Source organism: Bifidobacterium olomucense, from assembly GCF_012932375.1.
In the GTDB taxonomy this organism is placed as follows: Bacteria; Actinomycetota; Actinomycetes; order Actinomycetales; family Bifidobacteriaceae; genus Bifidobacterium; species Bifidobacterium olomucense.
On record NZ_JAAIIG010000001.1, the window covers coordinates 145,923 to 163,850 of the forward strand.

The 17,928-nt window shown below is 58.4% G+C and carries 20 protein-coding genes; 9 read left to right on the plus strand and 11 right to left on the minus strand.

Translation table 11 applies throughout. The features are described 5' to 3' along the window. Positions 1-190: 190 nt before the first annotated feature. Positions 191-1,180 carry a CHAP domain-containing protein gene (locus G1C97_RS12175; protein WP_240950929.1) on the plus strand — a complete coding sequence of 330 codons (990 nt, stop codon included), beginning with the start codon at positions 191-193 and terminating at the stop codon, positions 1,178-1,180. Between the two features lie 21 nt (positions 1,181-1,201). Continuing rightward, positions 1,202-2,443 carry a hypothetical protein gene (locus G1C97_RS00685; RefSeq protein WP_240950930.1) on the plus strand — a complete coding sequence of 414 codons (1,242 nt, stop codon included), beginning with the start codon at positions 1,202-1,204 and terminating at the stop codon, positions 2,441-2,443. 225 nt (positions 2,444-2,668) lie between these two features. Here the strand turns inward: G1C97_RS00685 and G1C97_RS00690 are convergent, their stop codons facing one another. Both G1C97_RS00690 and G1C97_RS00695 read right to left on the minus strand, forming a co-directional pair. Next, positions 2,669-3,085 carry a hypothetical protein gene (locus G1C97_RS00690; protein ID WP_169240069.1) on the minus strand — a complete coding sequence of 139 codons (417 nt, stop codon included), beginning with the start codon at positions 3,083-3,085 and terminating at the stop codon, positions 2,669-2,671. Continuing rightward, positions 3,060-4,178 carry an amidase domain-containing protein gene (locus G1C97_RS00695; RefSeq protein WP_169240070.1) on the minus strand — a complete coding sequence of 373 codons (1,119 nt, stop codon included), beginning with the start codon at positions 4,176-4,178 and terminating at the stop codon, positions 3,060-3,062. The genes G1C97_RS00690 and G1C97_RS00695 overlap by 26 nt, the downstream gene beginning before the upstream one ends. Before the next feature lie 398 nt (positions 4,179-4,576). Between G1C97_RS00695 and G1C97_RS00700 the strand changes: the two genes are divergently transcribed. From G1C97_RS00700 to G1C97_RS00720, 5 genes are all read left to right on the plus strand, one after another. After that, complete coding sequence (locus tag G1C97_RS00700) at positions 4,577-4,960, plus strand: hypothetical protein (protein ID WP_169240071.1); 384 nt, start codon at positions 4,577-4,579, stop codon at positions 4,958-4,960. A 99-nt stretch (positions 4,961-5,059) separates the two neighbouring features. Continuing rightward, on the plus strand, positions 5,060-5,545 hold the full coding sequence (locus tag G1C97_RS00705) for a hypothetical protein (RefSeq protein ID WP_240950931.1): 486 nt from the start codon (positions 5,060-5,062) through the stop codon (positions 5,543-5,545). Between the two features lie 2 nt (positions 5,546-5,547). Next, complete coding sequence (locus G1C97_RS00710; RefSeq protein WP_169240072.1) at positions 5,548-6,432, plus strand: RND family efflux transporter; 885 nt, start codon at positions 5,548-5,550, stop codon at positions 6,430-6,432. Between the two features lie 19 nt (positions 6,433-6,451). After that, positions 6,452-7,153, plus strand: a complete 702-nt coding sequence (locus tag G1C97_RS00715; protein ID WP_169240073.1) for an ABC transporter ATP-binding protein — start codon at positions 6,452-6,454, stop codon at positions 7,151-7,153. Further along, the gene (locus G1C97_RS00720) at positions 7,143-8,291 is read left to right on the plus strand and encodes an ABC transporter permease (protein ID WP_470287751.1); all 1,149 of its coding nucleotides are present in this window, start codon (positions 7,143-7,145) and stop codon (positions 8,289-8,291) included. Before G1C97_RS00715 ends, G1C97_RS00720 begins: the two co-directional genes overlap by 11 nt. A gap of 26 nt (positions 8,292-8,317) precedes the next feature. Here the strand turns inward: G1C97_RS00720 and G1C97_RS00725 are convergent, their stop codons facing one another. The 9 genes from G1C97_RS00725 to G1C97_RS00765 are packed head-to-tail and all read right to left on the minus strand — an operon-like array spanning position 8,318 to position 16,739. Next, a complete protein-coding gene (locus G1C97_RS00725) occupies positions 8,318-9,979 on the minus strand; it encodes a VirD4-like conjugal transfer protein, CD1115 family (RefSeq protein ID WP_169240075.1) in 1,662 nt (553 codons plus the stop codon). Next, positions 9,976-10,410 (minus strand): hypothetical protein, encoded by a 435-nt coding sequence (locus tag G1C97_RS00730; protein ID WP_169240076.1) that lies wholly within the window; start codon positions 10,408-10,410, stop codon positions 9,976-9,978. The genes G1C97_RS00725 and G1C97_RS00730 overlap by 4 nt, the downstream gene beginning before the upstream one ends. Beyond that, positions 10,407-10,715 carry a hypothetical protein gene (locus G1C97_RS00735; RefSeq protein ID WP_169240077.1) on the minus strand — a complete coding sequence of 103 codons (309 nt, stop codon included), beginning with the start codon at positions 10,713-10,715 and terminating at the stop codon, positions 10,407-10,409. Before G1C97_RS00735 ends, G1C97_RS00730 begins: the two co-directional genes overlap by 4 nt. Continuing rightward, positions 10,712-11,425: a hypothetical protein gene (locus G1C97_RS00740; protein ID WP_169240078.1), complete on the minus strand. Its 714-nt coding sequence runs from the start codon at positions 11,423-11,425 to the stop codon at positions 10,712-10,714. The genes G1C97_RS00735 and G1C97_RS00740 overlap by 4 nt, the downstream gene beginning before the upstream one ends. Before the next feature lie 18 nt (positions 11,426-11,443). Continuing rightward, the gene (locus tag G1C97_RS00745; RefSeq protein WP_169240079.1) at positions 11,444-12,904 is read right to left on the minus strand and encodes an antirestriction protein ArdA; all 1,461 of its coding nucleotides are present in this window, start codon (positions 12,902-12,904) and stop codon (positions 11,444-11,446) included. Next, positions 12,901-13,899, minus strand: a complete 999-nt coding sequence (locus G1C97_RS12180) for a hypothetical protein (protein ID WP_240950932.1) — start codon at positions 13,897-13,899, stop codon at positions 12,901-12,903. The genes G1C97_RS00745 and G1C97_RS12180 overlap by 4 nt, the downstream gene beginning before the upstream one ends. 39 nt (positions 13,900-13,938) lie before the next feature. Next, positions 13,939-14,841 carry a PcfB family protein gene (locus tag G1C97_RS00755; protein WP_169240080.1) on the minus strand — a complete coding sequence of 301 codons (903 nt, stop codon included), beginning with the start codon at positions 14,839-14,841 and terminating at the stop codon, positions 13,939-13,941. A gap of 51 nt (positions 14,842-14,892) precedes the next feature. Next, the gene (locus tag G1C97_RS00760) at positions 14,893-16,344 is read right to left on the minus strand and encodes a relaxase/mobilization nuclease domain-containing protein (RefSeq protein ID WP_169240081.1); all 1,452 of its coding nucleotides are present in this window, start codon (positions 16,342-16,344) and stop codon (positions 14,893-14,895) included. Next, a complete protein-coding gene (locus tag G1C97_RS00765) occupies positions 16,335-16,739 on the minus strand; it encodes a MobC family plasmid mobilization relaxosome protein (RefSeq protein ID WP_043164798.1) in 405 nt (134 codons plus the stop codon). Before G1C97_RS00765 ends, G1C97_RS00760 begins: the two co-directional genes overlap by 10 nt. A gap of 288 nt (positions 16,740-17,027) precedes the next feature. Between G1C97_RS00765 and G1C97_RS00770 the strand changes: the two genes are divergently transcribed. Together G1C97_RS00770 and G1C97_RS00775 are read left to right on the plus strand one after the other, a co-directional pair. Beyond that, entirely contained in the window at positions 17,028-17,534 is a 507-nt protein-coding gene (locus G1C97_RS00770; protein ID WP_169240082.1) for a hypothetical protein, read from the plus strand. A gap of 28 nt (positions 17,535-17,562) precedes the next feature. Next, the gene (locus tag G1C97_RS00775) at positions 17,563-17,895 is read left to right on the plus strand and encodes a hypothetical protein (protein WP_169240083.1); all 333 of its coding nucleotides are present in this window, start codon (positions 17,563-17,565) and stop codon (positions 17,893-17,895) included. Positions 17,896-17,928: the final 33 nt, after the last annotated feature.

The window sequence follows — 17,928 nt, forward strand, 5'->3', positions numbered from 1 at the left end:
GAGGCGTTCCGGCAAGACCGTACGATCGGGTGTTCAGGGGGCCAAATCCGCTGCCAGAGCTTCGGCGCAGGTTGCGCGACAGGTCACCCAGATGGTTTCTCGGACCGTAACGGCGGTGAAGGCCGGTGTCGCAGCATCGGCATCAACTGCGGTCAGCATTCCATTTTTATTGGGCGCAGCGGCGGTGCTGATGGTCTTCAGTCTGCTGCTGTGGTTCATCCCCACCGTTGCCGTCGGAGATGACGGAGGCTGCGAGGCCAGTGTGATCGAAGTCCCGGACGAGGCGAAGCCATGGGTAAGCGAGGCGGCTCGATCGAGCGGATTGAGCGCTGATTTCATCGCGGCGATCATGAAGCAGGAATCCGGTTTCCGACCGGATGCGTATGCCGACGACAGCAACGGCGGAACATGGGGATTGCTGCAGATGAACAGGAGCGTATGGCGCGGCGTGCATCCCGAAGGTGCCGATCAGACACCACCTGAAGGCATCACCGAGCCCATGGTCCACGCCCATTACGGCGGCATGTATCTGAAAAACCGCTTGGAAGGCGTCAAACAGCTCAAGGCCAAGCACCCGGGCATGCCGTTCGCCGAACTTGACGACCTGACGGCTTTGGTCATCGCCCATAACGCGGGCGAAGGCAACCTCATGAGGTACCCGGATATTCCCAACATCACCAAACGGTATCTCGACAACGTGAAGCCGGCGATTGATGCGGGAGGCGGCTGTTCGGCCACGGCAGGACGAACCATCGGCAAGCTCACGCCACCGTTGGTCATGCAGTCTGGCACGCTGAACGTGGATGTGGCGGCGACCGGCACGCCCGTGGGCAAGATCACCACCTATGAAACCGGCCAATGCACATGGTGGGCGGCCGCCCGCCGATTGCAGATCGGCAAACCTGTGGACGGTTACATGGGCGACGGCTGGATGTGGGCGTCAAGCGCCAGAAAATTCGGATACCCGACGGGCGGCGGCATACAGCTCGGCGACGTGGCGAGCTTCGCCAAAGGCTATCTCGGCGCAAGCGCCGATTACGGACACGTCGCCATCGTCGAGGAAATCAAGGACGACGGCAGCATCGTCGTCAGCGAATCCGGCGGCGGCCTTCCATACGCATGGCTCAGGACCCTTACCAAGGAGCAGGCCAACAATCCCAGCATCACTTACATCCACTAATCCCGAGGGAAGGAAGGAAGCATGCGCCGCATCAATCCCAAGCTTGACCCTTGCGAGCTTTCCGATCTTATGAGCGATTCCGCCAACTGGGATCTCCTCATGCAAATCCGCAATCATCCCAGTACATGGCCGGAACTCGACCAGTGGGCTGCGCATGCCATTGCAGACCCTGAAACCGCTGGGGCTCCACCGGAACCGTTGACAGACGGAAAACCCAAGCACCGGCTGCTTCCCATCACACCCATCATCGATGATGAGCTGCCTCGCGATGCACGGAACAACAGCACTCCCGTATCCAAGCTTGACAAACAGAAGGGAACGACGATAGACACACCAATGGGGGTAGGGGAACATGCCAAGGATGATGTGTCCTTGGCAGAAGATTCATCGGCTGACAGCACGGATGAGGTGGCCGTCCATCGGCATATCCCTTTTACCCACATCGCCGGCATCATGCTCGTTCTGGTCATCGCAGCAGGATCAGCCGCAGGCCTTGTCATGGCGAAGAAGAACTACGACCATCAGGCGGCGCTCACGTCATGCAATCACGCAATCAAGCAATCTGACATAGTGCGGATTGAATGGAACAAGGCATTGAAACAGGCGGAACCATATGCGAAGCTCCAGGATAAAGACGTGCGGGATCCCAAGTCTTTGGAACTGCTTGGCAAAATCATGCAATATCAACCATCGATCTCAACAGAAAATTGCAATCCGAGTCTGACGGCCGACCGTCTCGATCGCACTCGTGCAGAAATAGGGAGAGCGAATAACCAGCTCAGAACCCAGATCAGGAACCTGCATGACACAGTTGACACGGTCAAGGCATCACAGGAACAACAACAGATCGACAACGCACAGAACGCACTGAGCCAAACCATTGAAGACGCCGATAGGTTCTACAAAGAATCCGCGAACAAGGTCAGAGATAATGATACCCGTGCACTGCTCAATGGGCGGATCGCCCATGCGCGACTCATGATGCGCGACCATCAGAATCTTGATGTCTATAACAGAACCATACAAGATCTCAACGAGGTCATGCAAATCGTTCGGGATTCCATGACGACTGTAGAGAACGAGGAAATATCTGAGGCTGGCCGTTCGGATAGTTTCACACAGCCAGGATTGGATTCCCAATCGTCGAACCGACAGCCCGCACCATCATCGGAAGGCTTATCCTCGCCAGCCACGCAAGGCAATCCCACCTGGGATGTACCCAGGCAACCGGCAATCCCCTCATTCCCCGACCGGCTAGGATAATGCCACCTGCAGGAATGATCAGGAGATGGTACAGCGGTATTCGTCGAGCTTTCGGGCCGGTCAATCTCGACGACGTCGAACGTATCAGGGAGTATGCGGTTGAACTCGACCAATCTGCCGTTGGCAGTCACGGCCGGGCTGACAAACCTGACCAGATTAAAGCGATTCTAAAGAACAAGAAGATAAGGGCTATCCCACGGAATATATGGGATAGCCCCTATCTCATCAATTGCGGTGATTGTATTTATTAAGAACGCTGTTCGCGTATTCAAGATGAGATTCAGTCTGTTGCTTCATGAGCTTATCGCTCGCTATGATATCGTTCTTCTCCTTTAGTAATTTCCACGGAAAAATACTGTATTTATGAGACGGTTCGGTATATTCCGGAAGTTCAGGTCTTTCAAATTCAGTCAATCCGAATTCTCGCGAATTTGCCTTTTCGGTCTCCGCTGAGACTAAAGTCGCTAAATTCCAGACAACTTGATCTGCTTCCCACCGAGAATATGCAGCAGATACCTGGAACATCAGTATGCCTGTCATGCAGGCATATATCAAGGCAATGACTGATATAGCCTGACCCCATCTGTTACTCTTCATGCCATTCAGGCCCATTTTCTCAGTCATAACGATATTGAAGCCCATACCAGGTCATATTATTTTTCCCTTGCTTATGGGCATTCTGCAACGACTCCGTCAACGTGATTTGATGACGATTATCTTGCTTCTGATCTATGACTGGATTGGCTTTGCCGTCTTTTACGACTACACCCACGACGAACATAGCGTGATCGATTTCATTATTTGAGGTCCAATCGACATACAATATGCTGCCTTGCCATGCCTTCCAGACATTATCCAAACTGTCATAACTATGAGAATAATGCTTCATGTACGAATAATTGCTATCCGCATTCATCCAAGCACGTGTCGTCAGCTTGTCCGGCAACACAGTAGAGTAATTCCATAGCCGGGTCAGCGTCATTCCGCCTTCATGAAGAGCCTGCGAGACAAAATTTGCACAGTTAGCGCCAAAAGATGGATATGCAGGATTCATTTTATCTTCATACTCAGGACTCGTCCATTTATCGGCATAATTCATCGCCTTAATATAATTTACTCCGACGGAGTTGTCCCCGAAGGCGTATGCCTGAGCCTTGCTGAGCGCTTCACTCTCCAATGCGCCATTTTCATCCAAAGACGCGGGTGTTTTGTCTTCGGTCAGCAATTCATCCGGTGTATCGGCGTGTTTCTGTGAATCTTGTTCATCAATCACTTTATCGCTAATAATCGAATACCCTTGCTGCCCTCCCGCGTGTGCAAGCTCCATGACATGCGTAGAAGTCCAACTCTGGTCAAGATGGTTCGTTCGCTTACCATTAACATAAATAACAGTATCCGGGTCTGCGTCCAGGCTCACATTCACGGTCATATCTGCATCAATCAGGTACTTTCCATCATTTGATGATTGAATGTTTCTAATCGTCGGTATGACTTCAACATTCTTGCTGATAAGACCTTCTTCAGCCTGTTCCTCCGCAGTAAGTGGGACATTCAATTTGGACCTCGTACGCGGCGAATGATATTCAGCCAATAGTTCTTGCGAATACTGATGAAGCGTCTGCTGGATCTCTTGTGTCTTCGCATTGTCGCTTCCATACGCATATGCATTCGCAGGAAGCAACAAAGTCGGCACTAAAAGAGCAGTCAGCAGAGGAATAATCTTTTTTGCTTGCATTTAACACATAATGGCATCGAATTCAGGAGATAGGTAAGTATGCATGAGTTTTGTCATCTATAGATGACAGCCCCTTACGACGACATGCCACGAGTCAGTAAACGCATTGCACTAACTGGCGGGATGCGTCCTGGCTCATCTGCAGTGGGGGTTTCTGACGTTTTCGGACGCTGTGGTTAACTATCGTTGAGGCATCAGGGTTCAACAGCTTCGATCGCAATAGTTTGCTCGCCGAACGCAATCACAACCAATAATGCAGTCGATGAGATCGCATTCGGTTTGATCTTCCCGTGGTTGGATGTCATCTTTAGATGACATCCAACCACGGGAAGATCACTCTGCCATAGCAGAGCAGCATAATGGGCAGTGTCCTGATGGGCACAAGCAAAGGAGCTATAATGCAAACCACAAACCTCAAGAAAGCGCTTGCGGCAGCTGCCGTGAGTGGAATTCTGGCGTTCGGAGTACCTCTTTCAGCTCAAGCCGCGACGTACGACGTATGGGGACAACTGAATACCGGAGGGGCCCTTATCCAATATTCGACGTTCCGGTCTCATCTTGCCGGTAATGCTTCCCTGCGAATTTACAACAATGTCGGAACCTACAGCCGATTCGGACTGCGCGGCACGGATGGAGAGCAGAAAACAAGTTCTCTTCAATATAACGGTAGTGGTGGAGACCAGTCTTGGGGCTGGGTTGCCACAGGATCGTACGCCCTCAATGGCCGAATGGGAGCTCAAAGAGGGGCCGACAATTACTGGGCTGGAACTCTGAACTTGTAGATGACATCAGCCTTAGCTAGATAACCGTAGTTGGCTATGGAACGACTTATGTTCCATAGCCAACTACGGTTATGCAAAAGCATAATGAAAAGAGTCGTAATGAAGAAAACATTTGCTATGCTGCTGACGGTTGGAATGATGCTCGGAGTCGGTGCATGTGGTCAGAGTGCAACAAATAGCGCGGATACACTGACATGGGAGCAGTCAAATCAAGAATACAAGAAAACCACTGAGAACTTCCCCTTCGCGCTCTCTGACGGCGATCAGTTTCCCTCGGATATGACCAAAGCCACGAGCGACAATCAGCTCTACCAGAAAGGGTGGGGTGAGGGACAGGCTTATTTCTACTGGATCTGTTCAACCGAGAACAAGATATTGAACAACTCCGATGATGGCAGTGACCAGCAGTCGCTGAGCGAATTGGAGAAGGTAACCGATACCGATTGGTTCAAGACGTATTACATAGATGAAGACAATGTTTTTAAGAATGAGGTAATCGGCAAGGCACAGCTGGGAGACACCTCTATTATGCAACAGTTCTATGATTCCGATTGCACTTGGTACCGAGATGTAAACGGGTTGTGATTATGGCCAGATCTTACGGAAAGCTCCAGCGAATAATTAGCGCAATTTTGACAATGACCATCTTCTCCGCGATTACGGGATGCGCCTCTGATAATCAAGGATTTACTGAGAATGGAAGCAACAGTCAGTCGCAATCGCAAACACAAACAGTGACCGTTCGAAGAGGGAAAGTCATTCCCCTGATATCAGCGACTTCTGAGGTGCGCGTTTCGTCAGATTTCACTGTTTCCGCTTCCCGTCCAGGCATGTTTCACGGTTCCGTCACGGAAGGGCAATTGGTACAGACCGGAGACAAGCTGGGCGCTATCGATGATACGACGGTGACGACTCCTGTAGATGGCGTGGTCACATCAGTGGCGAGAGACAATTCCGTATCGGCCAATTACCCTCTGGTGGGAATACAGTACGGAGGATTGTCCACGGTCGTGGACGCATCGGTATTACTGCGATCGATAGGCACCGATACGGAGATAACAGGACGCTTCCAGGTCATGGACGGGCAGGGGCCAACCAATTGTGCCGCTGTCGTTGGCTCTGATGCGGTTAATACGACGGATACGTCTGGCATATCGGGGCCCACGGAAGGCACGCGCAATCTGCAATGTCTCTTTCCTAAGAACACCGCCGCTTTTCCCGGTCAGAGCGCAACCACAGCACTAATGGGCGTCGCGGTTGATGACGCTTTGCTGCTCCCAATCTCAAGCGTGTCAGGACGTCTTGAATCAGGAAAGGTATCCGTCGTGAAAAATGGCAAATCCAAAGTCGTTGCGGTGAAATTGGGCGTTTCTGACGGAAGTCATATCCAAATACTGAAAGGCCTCAATGAAGGCGACATTGTTTCTGCGGTCGCTCCGGGTCTGGCGGATGATGTGAACGAGAATCAATGACAGGAAAAGGCGAGTTCCGATGAATGACCGTATGCCAATCATACGATTGAGCAATGTAAGTGCCAATGTCCGACTACCTAACGGTGACAAACTCACAACCGTGCGAAATGCATCGGTCGAATTTGAAAAGGGAACTTCGACCGCAATCGTCGGAAAATCCGGCTCGGGAAAGACCAGCATAGCCTCTATCATCGGTCTGCTTAATGCGCAATTCTCAGGAACACTGGAGTTCAACGGCGAAAGCGTTGACGGATGGTCCGATGCTCGGCGCACGAAGTTCCGGTGTGCCCACATAGGATTTGTATTCCAAAACTACTCCCTTATTCCACATCTGCGAGTTATCGAAAATGTGGCACTTCCATTGGAATACAGCCGGAAATATACCAAAAGAAAAATGCATAGAAGGATTTCAAATGCGCTGCAGTCCGTCGGATTGTCCGATCGCGCCTCTGCATTCCCCTCATCCTTGTCTGGTGGAGAACAACAGCGGGTCGCGATAGCTCGTGCACTGGTCACAGGCCCGGACATCATCATCTGCGATGAGCCTACTGGCGCCCTTGACACGGAAACCGGAAACGCGGTCGCGGATCTTCTGTTTGACCGCGTCAACCAAGACCATACGACACTGATTCTTGTGACGCATGACCCTCAACTTGCATCGAAATGTCAGCGTCAAATCATCATGGAAAGAGGTGAATTGCATGCTCAAAATGATCATTAAAGATCTTCGTCTCTCTCCTATGCGATCGATTCTGACATCACTGTCCATGGCCGTTGGAATCCTGTCTCTCATCGCTTCGGTGCTTATCGGAACGACCGGAAAAGATTATCTGCAGACCATCAATGCACAACTTTCGGGATGGTCTCCCACATACACATTGACTGTCAAAGATGCGGGCACAAACTCGTCAAAAGCCAATGCCGCATTTTTGGACAGTCTAGAGCACAGTCAGGATGCGGCTATTGCTGCTGAATACCAAATATCCTCACTCGGCGTATACCAGCACGGCAAGATTCAGAACGCCACCTTCCTCATCGCATCTTCCAACCGTAGCCTCATCTACCCCAATCACCTGATTTCAGGAATCGGATGCCCAACCGACAACGAACAAACCCCACCTTGCGCGGTCGTCAACGAAGCAGCCAATAATCTATATACCGTCAACAACTCACTAACGATTGGACAATTCAACAGTATTTCAACGTTCAATGTGCGCGTCAGAGGCGTCGTGAGCGATGGATCCACTGAACCTGTGATATATATGAACCCAATAATGCTGCAGACGTTCTTTCCTCTGCTCTGGACCCCGAGCAGCATCACCTTGCGAGTACATCCCCATTCATTATCGTTCAACGAATCGGAGATCAAACAGCTCGTCAATGACATGCTCTTCGACACTGTCGGCGGCTCGGTGACAGATACGACCAGAACCGACAATGCGGAAAGCTATGATTCCATAGTAAGTTTCCTACAGGCCGCAACACTGGTCTCCGCCCTGCTATTGCTGATGGTATCCACTATAGGTATCATCAACATAGGCATGGCCGGTATCGAGCAACGAGCCCGCGAACTGTTGATACGGCGCGCTCTCGGGGCAACACGGCTTAGCATCGCCTGTCTCGTCGTAGGATCGTCCGTCATGCTAAGCCTTTTCGTTGCTTTAGGATCCATAATAATTTCATTGCTTATCGTAGGAACATTACCCGTATTATTGCCCGCAGCATCTATGGTTCAACTGCAATACCCCGTCTCTGCTGCTATTATCGCCTGCGCCGCTGCAGTTGCAACGGCCGCACTTGGAGCACTGGCCCCAGCTATCAAAGCAGCACGACTGCAACCAGCACTTGCTCTCCGCTGATATCGACGGTTGAACTTATGGTTGCACTACATCGCTTTCCTTGATTCGAATGGCGGAATCCCTCTGAGCAGGTATACGCACCGGCTGGTGGGGATCCGGCCGAGTTCGTCCGGAGTGAGGAGTTTGCGGGCGTTCTTGCGGGTGCTACGTGTCCAGCTGCCGTTGAGGCCTTTGGTTTCGCTGGTTTCGATAACGTCGATGGTCTGGTCTCCGAGCCGGTCGCTGATGTATTTGGTGGTGCTGGGTTCGTTGCCGCCGAGGAAGAGCTGGCTGTCGCAGTTGCCGGCGATGGTCTCCCAGTCATCCCGATAGAGGCTCTTGCCTTGGCTGACGGTCTGGAGGATGATGCTGCAGCTGATGCGTCGGCTTCGTATGGTGGCGATGAGCCTTACGAAGTTGGGGATTTTGCCGATGTTGGCGAATTCGTCGAGCATACAGTGCACGTCGCGGTCGAGCACGCCGTCAGGTTTGGCGTCGGCTTTGCGCACAAGCGTTTCGAAGAGGCATTGGTAGAAGACGCTGGCGATGAAGGAGAACGTGGCGTTGGTGTCGGGCAGTTCGAGGTAGATGATGCGTTTGCCTTGGTCGAGGGTTTCGAGCCGGATGTCGTCGCCGTCGAGGATCCGGCGTACCTCGCGCACTTGGAGTGGTGCGAGGTGGACGCCGGCGGTGATGATGATGCTTTTCTTGGTTTCGCCGGCGCCTTTGAGGAACGTGTTGTATTGGGCGCATGCGAACGCGAGCCCGTCGAGCATGTTCCGAGTTTCCTCGTCGTAGTCGTCGGGGTGTTCTCGCATGCGGTGGATTTCGGCTTGGGTTTCGGCGAAGAGCGCGTCGATGATGTATTCCTTGCCTTCATCTTGTTCGCTGGCTCCCATGCGGTCGAGGGTGTCGGTGACTTGGTTGAGGGTGGGGTTGTTTTCGGTGTAGTAGGTCCATGCGATGAGGGCGCATAGGAGTGCTTTTTCGGCGTCCTGCCAGAAGCTGTCTCCGGTTTTGCGGTCGCCGGTGGCATTGGTGACGAGGTTGTCGGTCAGGCGCAGGATCGCGGATTGGGGTTCTTCGGGATCGATGTAGCGCATGGGGTTGAACCGGTCGGATCGGTCGAGGTGGATGAGGTCGAGCGTGTTGACCCGGTAGCCGCGGTCGCGCATGGCGTGTTCCGTATCGCGTTTGAGTTCGCCTTTGGGGTCGGTGACGGCCCAGTTCATGTCCACGGACAATAGGTTGGGTTTGACGTAGTAGCGGGTTTTGCCGGAGCCTGATGAGCCAAGCAGGAGCGCGTTGAGGTTGCGCAGGGTGCGTCGCGTGTCTATGGAGAGCCGCTCGGTCGCGGTGAATCGAATGTTGTGGGATTCCACGGGGTCGATGAACGGTTTGATGTCCTTCGGGGTGCCCCAGTGGGCGGAGCCGTGTTCCTCGCCGCTGCGCAGGTTCAGACGCGCCGTGTACTTGTATGCCCAAATCAGCAGTCCGACGCCCATTGTGGCGAGCCCGCACAGCAGGTCGGTATGGTTCGTGGACAGGTGGAATGGATGGTACAGGTCGAGCCAGAACCTGTTCATCAGGTCGATCACGCTCGTGCCTTCATCCAGGTCGGTGCGTATCTGGTAGCCGATCTTGTCGCCCAGCCAGAACAGCGTGAACAGTCCCATGGCCGCGGGCAGTATGGCTTGCAGTCGTTTCATTGGTTTCCCCTGTCTCTTTCCGCGCCGCCGCGGTGCTGCGTCATGGTTCTTCGTATGTCATCTCCGACGGATGCTTCGGCCGATTGCGGAATTTGGCTGTTGATGCGGTGTTCGGCGCGGACGCGGATGTTCGTGAGTGTCTGTTCCCTGGTCCATGGCGGATCGTCAGTCGTCGGATGCATGACGGCGGCGTTCGCCGGCAAAAGCTCATCGCGCCCGAGTGTCGGCTGTCTGTTTCCCGCGTCGGCGGCGCTGGTGATGCGCGTGAGGCCTTGGCGGTTCTCGATGGTGTCGTCTCCGTCGCACATCGCGGCAAGGATGCGTCCCACTGGTGTTCCCGCATCGTAGAGGGCCAAGTTCCCGCGTGTGGTTGGAGCGCCGTTGATTTCCTCGCCTGCGTCGATGATGGTGATTGTTCGCGCCGTGTTCACGGGAGCGTGTCCTTGACGCTGGTGTGCAGGGCCATCTCGTCGGCCAGGATGTAGGCTTCGTCGGCGTGTTCCTCTTTGTGGATGATGCCGTGGACGATGAGCCGTCGTCCCTGCAGCGCGCCCTGTTCGCGCAGGTATGCCGCATGGTCTCCGGCCGCGTGCACGCGGATGATGAGCGGCGTGTCCAAGGTGCCGGCGTTCACGGTCAGGGTTGCCGTCGTCCTGCCGTCGCCATCGGTGTGGAATCTGGCGTCATCGGTGAGGATGCCGCGCGCATAGGCCTGCGGATGTCGGGCGTCGCTCATCGGCTTGGCCTGCGTTTTCTGGCGGGTTTGCCGATGTTCGGGGCTTTGCCTTGGACGGCGTTTATGGCGTCGCGTCCGATGGCGCGGGCGTCGCGGCCGCCTCCGGTGAGCGCGTCGGATTCGGCGCGGGCCTTGGCCACCCGGACGTGTTTGGAGGCGAGCGCGTCGAGGGCCTGCTCCCGTGCTGCCATGACCCGGATGCTCCACGGGTCCCGGTAGTCGTCGATCGGCTGGCTGATGCGGGTGCGGTCGGGCAGTTCGTTGCGTCGGGTCTTGCGGTCCACCGGGTAGGAGCGGCATGCGGGGTTCGCGGATTGGATGTAGTGGATTGCGGTGGCGAGGTCGGCGATGCGTTCCTCCGCCGTTTTGTCCATGTCGATGAGCACACGGCCTTGCACGTGTCGTTCGTCGCATACGGTGCGCGTCCACGTTTCGTAGTCGCGCACGTCAACGGTGTCCCGTTGTTCGCGGTCGTGCTGGTATCGCGCGGCGTCGAACCGGTAGGTGATGTCATGCGGGTGCACGTCGGCCGACCATTCGGGCAACGGTTCGATGGGGATCTCGCGCAGGGTGACGAGCCGGTACGGTGGTTCGATGTCCCCGTAGGAGCCTTGGGGCTGGAGGATGCCGAAGCCTTCCATGCGCAGCTCGTAGCCGAGGCGTTTGAGTTCGCCCTGCAGTTGCCGGTAGGCGGTGTCCATGGTGGTCATGCTGGTCTCCTCGGCGGCTTATCGGTTGCGGGTCTTCGTCCGGTCCGGCGTGGACGGATGGACTGTGGGGTCGTCGGCGCGCTGGCTGGCCCGTTGGCGTATGCCGTCGAGCACCGTGTCCCTGCCCTTCGACGTGTTCGGCTCTTCCTCTTTCGCCGGCCTGGGGTTGAAGGAGGTGATGGGTGCGGGCAGCGCGTATCCCTGGTCGATCGGGGTGATGCCGTCGGCGGGGTCGAGTTCGCCGGCTGGTCTGGCGCCCATGGTTTCGGCGAGTATCGCGGCTGCGTCGTCGCGCCCGGTTCGGTCGGCGATGATGCGTTGGAGGGTGTCCTCCAATCCGGCGCTGATGTCAGTGGAATCGGCGGGCATGATGCACTGGTAGACGGGCGCTCCCCAGTTCGTCGCCGTGCCGGCGAGCGTGTATTCCATGATGCGTTCGCCGGGTTCGAGCAGTGATTCGAGCCGGAACGGTTCCCGTGTTGGCATCTGGTCGGGATTGGCGTGTTCGGCTGCGTGTTCGGCGACGAGTCGGGCGAACGTAGCCGATCCTGAGGGCATGTCGCCGTCCAGCTGGTCGGCCACCGGTTTGATGAGATCCCGAACCTGTTGGCGCAGGTGTTCGTCATCGGTGTCGTTGGCCTGCATGATGTGTTCGGTGATGCGTGTGGCGTCGTCCGATTGCATCACGTTGTCGTGCGTGTCTCCCCAGCGTTCGATCATCCGCATTGCGTCGGCGGCCGTCGGCATCGTGGCGTCGAGGTCGGGCTCGTCGTCGGTGTAGGCGTCGATGATTTGCTTGAGTTCCGCGCCGGAATACCGTTTGGTGTCGGGGATGGTGGAGTCGAGCAGGAACCCGTGGTCGGCGAGGGTGACGTTGTCGTTGATGGCGGCGTCGCGCCCGTATTTCGCCACGTCGAAGTACATGCCGTATGGTCCGTCAAGGAGTTTCGCGAGTTCGGCGCTTTGGTTGACGCAATGCCAGCCGTACATCTCGTCCAGGTCGGGTGTGTTCTCCTGTGTGATGCCTTGCGGCGGGTCGTAGGTCATGTATTCGATGTCCTCGGATTGGACGAGCAGGTTCGCCAGTCCGATCGAGTCGTGCACGCCGTTCATGTCGGCTGCCAGCCGTACCGCCTCCAATGCTTCGGGCTGGTCTTGCGCGAAAATCCGGGCGGCTTGTGCGAGCGTGTTGAGGGCGTGGAGGTCTTCGTATTCGCCGGGCCGGTAGTCGAGTGCGGCGAGCAGTCCCGTGTATTCGTGGTCGAAGATGCCGTATTCCTCATAGGTGACGCCTCCTTGGCGTCCGATCTCATAGGCTTGCTGCGCGTCGAGAGTCAGTCCGACCTGTTCGGTGAGGAACCGGTCGATCCGCTGCTCGTCCGTGGGCAGGCGCAGCCATCCGCCGATGAGCGTGCCCTCGTTGTATCGGCCGAGGTTGCCTACCCATACGTTGATCGTCAGGTCGTCTTCCGCCATCATCGGCTCCTTGTCTGTGATTGCGTCTGCATTCTTGTCTGCGCGGTGGATGGTGTTTGCGCGCGGCGTTCGGCCCTGTCCTTGATGGCGTCGAGCGTCCGGCTCTTGCCGGCCGTTCGGGATTGCGCGGCCGCCTGTTCGGGGTTCTCCGGACCGGGTGATGCTGGCGGTTCCTCGCCGGTCCGGGTGCCGGTGGTGGCGGTGACCGGTTTGTTTTCGGCATGTTGCCTCGCGTAGGCCATGCGTTGCGCTTTGACGGCGCGGCACAGCTGCCATGCGTCGTCGATGCGCATGGTCTCGCGTTGTTCGCCTTTGCCGCGCCACAGTTCCACGGGTTCTCCGGGTTTGAAGCTGACGGTCACGTCGCGCCCGTTCAGTTTGGCGTCCCTCGCATGGTCGGTCAGGAAGCGGTCGAGCTGCCATCCGGTCAGGTCCACGCCGCGGATGCTGGTGCCTTGCGGTATCGCCACGCGCATCTTGTCGAACGTGCGCCCGTCCTTAGAGGTCATCCGGTACAGGTGCACGTAGCTGTTGGGGAAGTTCACGCGCGGCCAGATCTCCCTTGATCTTCCACCGGCCGCGGGTTGCGCCGTCTGCTCGCCGCCGGGCCAGCCGACGGCCGTTTCGTTCCACCTCGGCTTCGGGACCGGAGCCTGCGCGTTCCCGGGCTGTTCGGGCTGCCATAGCGTCGGCGTCTGCATGGCATCGGGCGTGTTCCATGATCGTGTGGCCTGCGTGCGGATGCGTTGGGCGATCTCGTCGGAGGCCTGGTCGAGGTCCGGCGCGGGGCAACTGAGCGCGGCGTCGGGCCATGCCTGGTTGTGGCGTCGGATCGCGTCATCGACGACCATGCGGGCGACCTGGCCCAGCCGATCGTCCTGCGGCATGCCGGCGGCCGCGTATTGCTCGCCGCGTCGTGCGATGTCCGCCAGGGCCTGCCGGTCGTTGTCGATGAGGTTGTCCATGAGCCAACGCGCGTTGGCTGAAAGCTCGGGCATGGCGGTGCTCCTTTCCGGTCATGGTCGTCGCGCATCCGCTCACCGGGTGCGGGTGCGTTGCTTCGAGGGCGCCGTGCGGCGTTGGCCTTCGATGCGTTTGCCGGCCCGCGTGCGGATGTCGTTCAGGGTCTGCTGCTTGGATTTGGGGCGTCGCACGCCGCCGTCCGGGGCGGGGATGTCCATGCGGTTCCAGTCCAGGCCCCGCGAGCGTGCAGTCAGGGATTCGATCGCGTCGGCGATGCGTCTGGCCTGGCCGGCCGGGTAGGTGAAGCGCACCGTGTCGTCGGCGACCTGTTGCGTGTGGTGGGGTATGTGGAGCCGGTCGAGCTGGTCGGTGATAATCGCGGCGTCACGGTCCCAGGGCACCGTGCGGAAGTCGAATCGGCCGTTCGATGGCGATTCGGCGTCGAAGGCGAGGCGCAGCGCGTCGTCGGATGGTTCGAGGAACGGGTTCGGCTCCTCCCGTTCCGGCATCGGCGTCGTCTCCGTGGGCGGCTGTGCGTGGTCGGTGTCACCGGGTTCGGGAATCGTGGCGGTCTCCTGTTGGGCGAGTTCCCGGTTGAGGCGTTCGACGATGCGTGAGACGACGTGGTTGACCTCGTCGGCGTCCCTGCCTTGGAAGTGGAGGAAGGTGCGGCCGGTGTCGCGGTCGTGCTCGATGTGGAAGGTGATGCCGGCCTTTTTCAGGTCGTGTTCGAGCTGTCGGGCGTATCGTCCGGTGACTTCCTGCACGTTGATCGGCTCGCCGGTGCGGTGCAGGGTTTTGCCGTCCACCTTGCCGGTGGTCCTGATGCGCCGTAATGTCTCGCCGGTGGCATGCACGCCGATGCCGAGCAGGTGCAGCGCCTTGTCGAGCCCGTATTTGGTCACGTCGATGATGACGCGTGTGCCTTGTTCGCTGACGCGCATCATGAGTTCCTGTGCCTGGTCCTCGGCCGCCATGGGATTCTCCCGTCATCCGTCGTGGTTCGTTGCGTTCCAGCTTCCGCCGGCTCACCGGTTCCTGCGGCGGACACGATGCCCGTCATCGCGGCGTTGCGCGCGCCGTGCGCCGTCGGAGCGTTCGTAGGTTGGCGTGGTGCGGGCGATGAGCCGGCGCAGGGCGAGGGCGTCGGAGGCCAGGCCACAGGTCTCCTGCTCCTCGATGGCGAGCTGGGCCTCCAGTCCCGTGGCGTCGGCTCCCTGATCGTGGTTGTCGGCGATGAGCGCGATCAGGGCGCGCATGTGCTTCGCGTTGCGTTCGACGGAGTCGGTGAGTCGGCCGAGCGTCGCCAATCGGCCGTCGCCTTCGTCGATGACCTGGGCGAGCACTTTGAGCTCGCGCAGGCTGTCGGCGAGCCGGTCGCAGGCGATCGCCTGACGCAGCGCGCGTCCGTTCACGCCGGTCATGTCCCGGCCGTCGAACCGTTGCCGGCAGTAGTCCTCAAGTCGCAGCGCGGGCCGTGCGAACCATGCGTACAGGCCATCGCAGTCCGTTGACCGCACATAGCCGCCGTTCTCGTCGGTGAGCACCTGTCTGACGTCGTCGGACAGGTAGGCGTGCCAGATCCTTCCGTCGCGCACGAGCCGGTCGCACGGCATGGTCAGGTGCAGGCGTCCGTGCGTGCCGGGCACCCGAACGGTCACCGCCGTATCCGTCCGACGGGTGATCATGGCCTCGTGGAAGGTGATCTCGCTGAGCGTGCGCCGGTGGATCTTGCCCATGATGGCGAGCATGTTGTATGCCACGCCCAGTCGCCGGTCTCGGATTCCGCGAGTCTGCCCGCATGGCGTGTAGGTGATGCGTCCGCCGCGCACGGTCGCGTTGACGCCGAGCGTCGCGAGTTCGCGGCGGAAGCCCGCGAAGTCATGGGCGTTCATGCAGGCCGTGTCGATGCTGGTGCGCAGCCGGTCCTTGAGGTTGCCGCCTCTGGCGCTCAGGTGGAGTTCCCCGATCGACGGGGCCACGCGCCCGGACTGTTCCGGCATGAGGGTGTGCAGCCCGTATTCGCGGCACAGCCGGTCGCTGATCTTCCGCCATTCGCCTAGGGTTCCTTTCCTCAGACGCAGGGCCTTGCCCGTGATCCGGTCTGCCGGGCAGATGAGGATGTGGTTGTGCATGTGGGACCTGTCGGTGTGGGTGGCGATCACGTAGTCGTGCGTACCTCCGGTGATCTCCCGGACGAACCGTTCCCCGATCAGATGCGCCAATCGGGGCGTGACCTGGTCGGTGGGATCGAACGATTGGATCACATGCAGCGCCAATACGGCGCCCCGTCGGCGTGAGCCGCCTTTCGTGGCGTCCAACGCACGTTCGAAGCCGCGGGCGATGGACTCGGCGTCCGTGATGTCATCGCCGACGGTGGTCGAGGCCCACCGGTAGCCGTCGGTCTTGGCCGGGTTCGTCACGTAGACGATGCTGCGGGCGAGCGTGCTTTTGATCTTGCCGATCTTGACTACAGCCATTCGGGCACCCCTTTGGGGTCAACGTCGGTCTCCACCCGGATGCTCAGGCCTGCGACCAGCCGTTCCGCTTGGCGCAGCTCGTCGAACACGCGCGAGAGCATGGCCAGGTCCGTCTCCCGCGTGGTGTTCGCGTGACGGGCGATCTGGTTGACGTTGTTGCCGATCCTCGCCAGTTGGGCGCTCACGTCATGCAGGTTCGCAGGCACGGTGATGTTGACTCGGTGGGCGCATCTGATCCGGTTGCGGGCGAACGCCATCCACCCCACGGGCCTGAGTCCGGCTTGGATACGCTGACGGTTCTCCACTTTGAGCGAGTCCGCCACCCACCGCCATTCCTCCTCGCTGAACGTGACCGTCTTGCGGATCGTCCTGGAACGGTTGCCTTTCCAGCCCATCGGCGCCTCCTCATATCGGGTTCCACGGGTGTCCCGCGATCGGCCCCGAGCTTCGCGGGGCCGCGCCGGTGTACGTACACCGGCGATGCTTGCTACACACCAACCGCCCCTCCGGGGAGGGGATGGTTGCGCACCGGTCAGTTTCGCCTTGACGCCACGCCATGCGCGGCGGACTTCAGGTCACGTTTCGCATGCCGACGCCGGTTCCGTTTCGTGTCCGCCGGCATCATTGCCGGCATCGTTCTACGATGCGGGGCAGTGAAGAACAATCACCGTGAGGAGACCGTCATGGCGAAGCCGAGGGAACGCAACCGGGCGATGCGCGCCATCGCCGACAACGCATTGGATGCCGAGTTGGAGGCGCTTCGGCGCAAACGCGGCGAACTGTCGCGTTTGGGTATTCTGCTGGACGATATGCGTTGGGCCGCGGAACGATTCCGTGACGCCGCCCAATCGTTCTGCGACGACCATCACATGCCGCGTGCCCAGCTCGTGCGCACGCTCAGGATGGAGCCAAGGGAGACGGGCATGGCGTTCCATGCCGTCACGCCCGACTACGGGCAGGCCAATCCCGCCGATAGTCACGGCGAAATCCATGATGGCGAGGATTCGGCCGCCGAATCCGACGGCCGACCGGCATCCGCTGTCGGTACGCCGGAGATTGCTCTGACGGAAGGCAATGATGCAACGACGAATGCGGCCGATGCTGGTGATGCCAGAGAATCCGGTTCGATTGGATTGGACCCGGAGGGATTGCGATTCGGTTTCCCGCGTCTTGGCGGCTACGCTGGATGACATTGGCTACATACGGGAGGTGGCGGCGATGCCGATGCTGCTGGTGATGCTTGGCCTGTCGCTGGCGACGGGCGTGATACGCACGCTGATGCGGGGCGTGGCCTCGTGCCTTGCCCTGCTTGCGCACCCGTTGCGGCTCGTGGTGTTCCTCGCGAACTCCGTGTTCACGGCGTTCGCCATGCTGTCGGGATTGCTCATGCTGGCGTTCCTGCTCATGCATTTCCTCGCCGGCTCAGACGCTCCGTCATTGGACGGCTCGTTCGCGTTGATCGTCGCCGCATTTCTCACGGCCGTGCTTGCGAGCATGCTCATGGATTGGTGCGACGCGCGGCTCCGACGACGCTCCTCCCGCCACGGCTGAACGTCACCCGCCGCCGATTGACTCCGGCAGGTG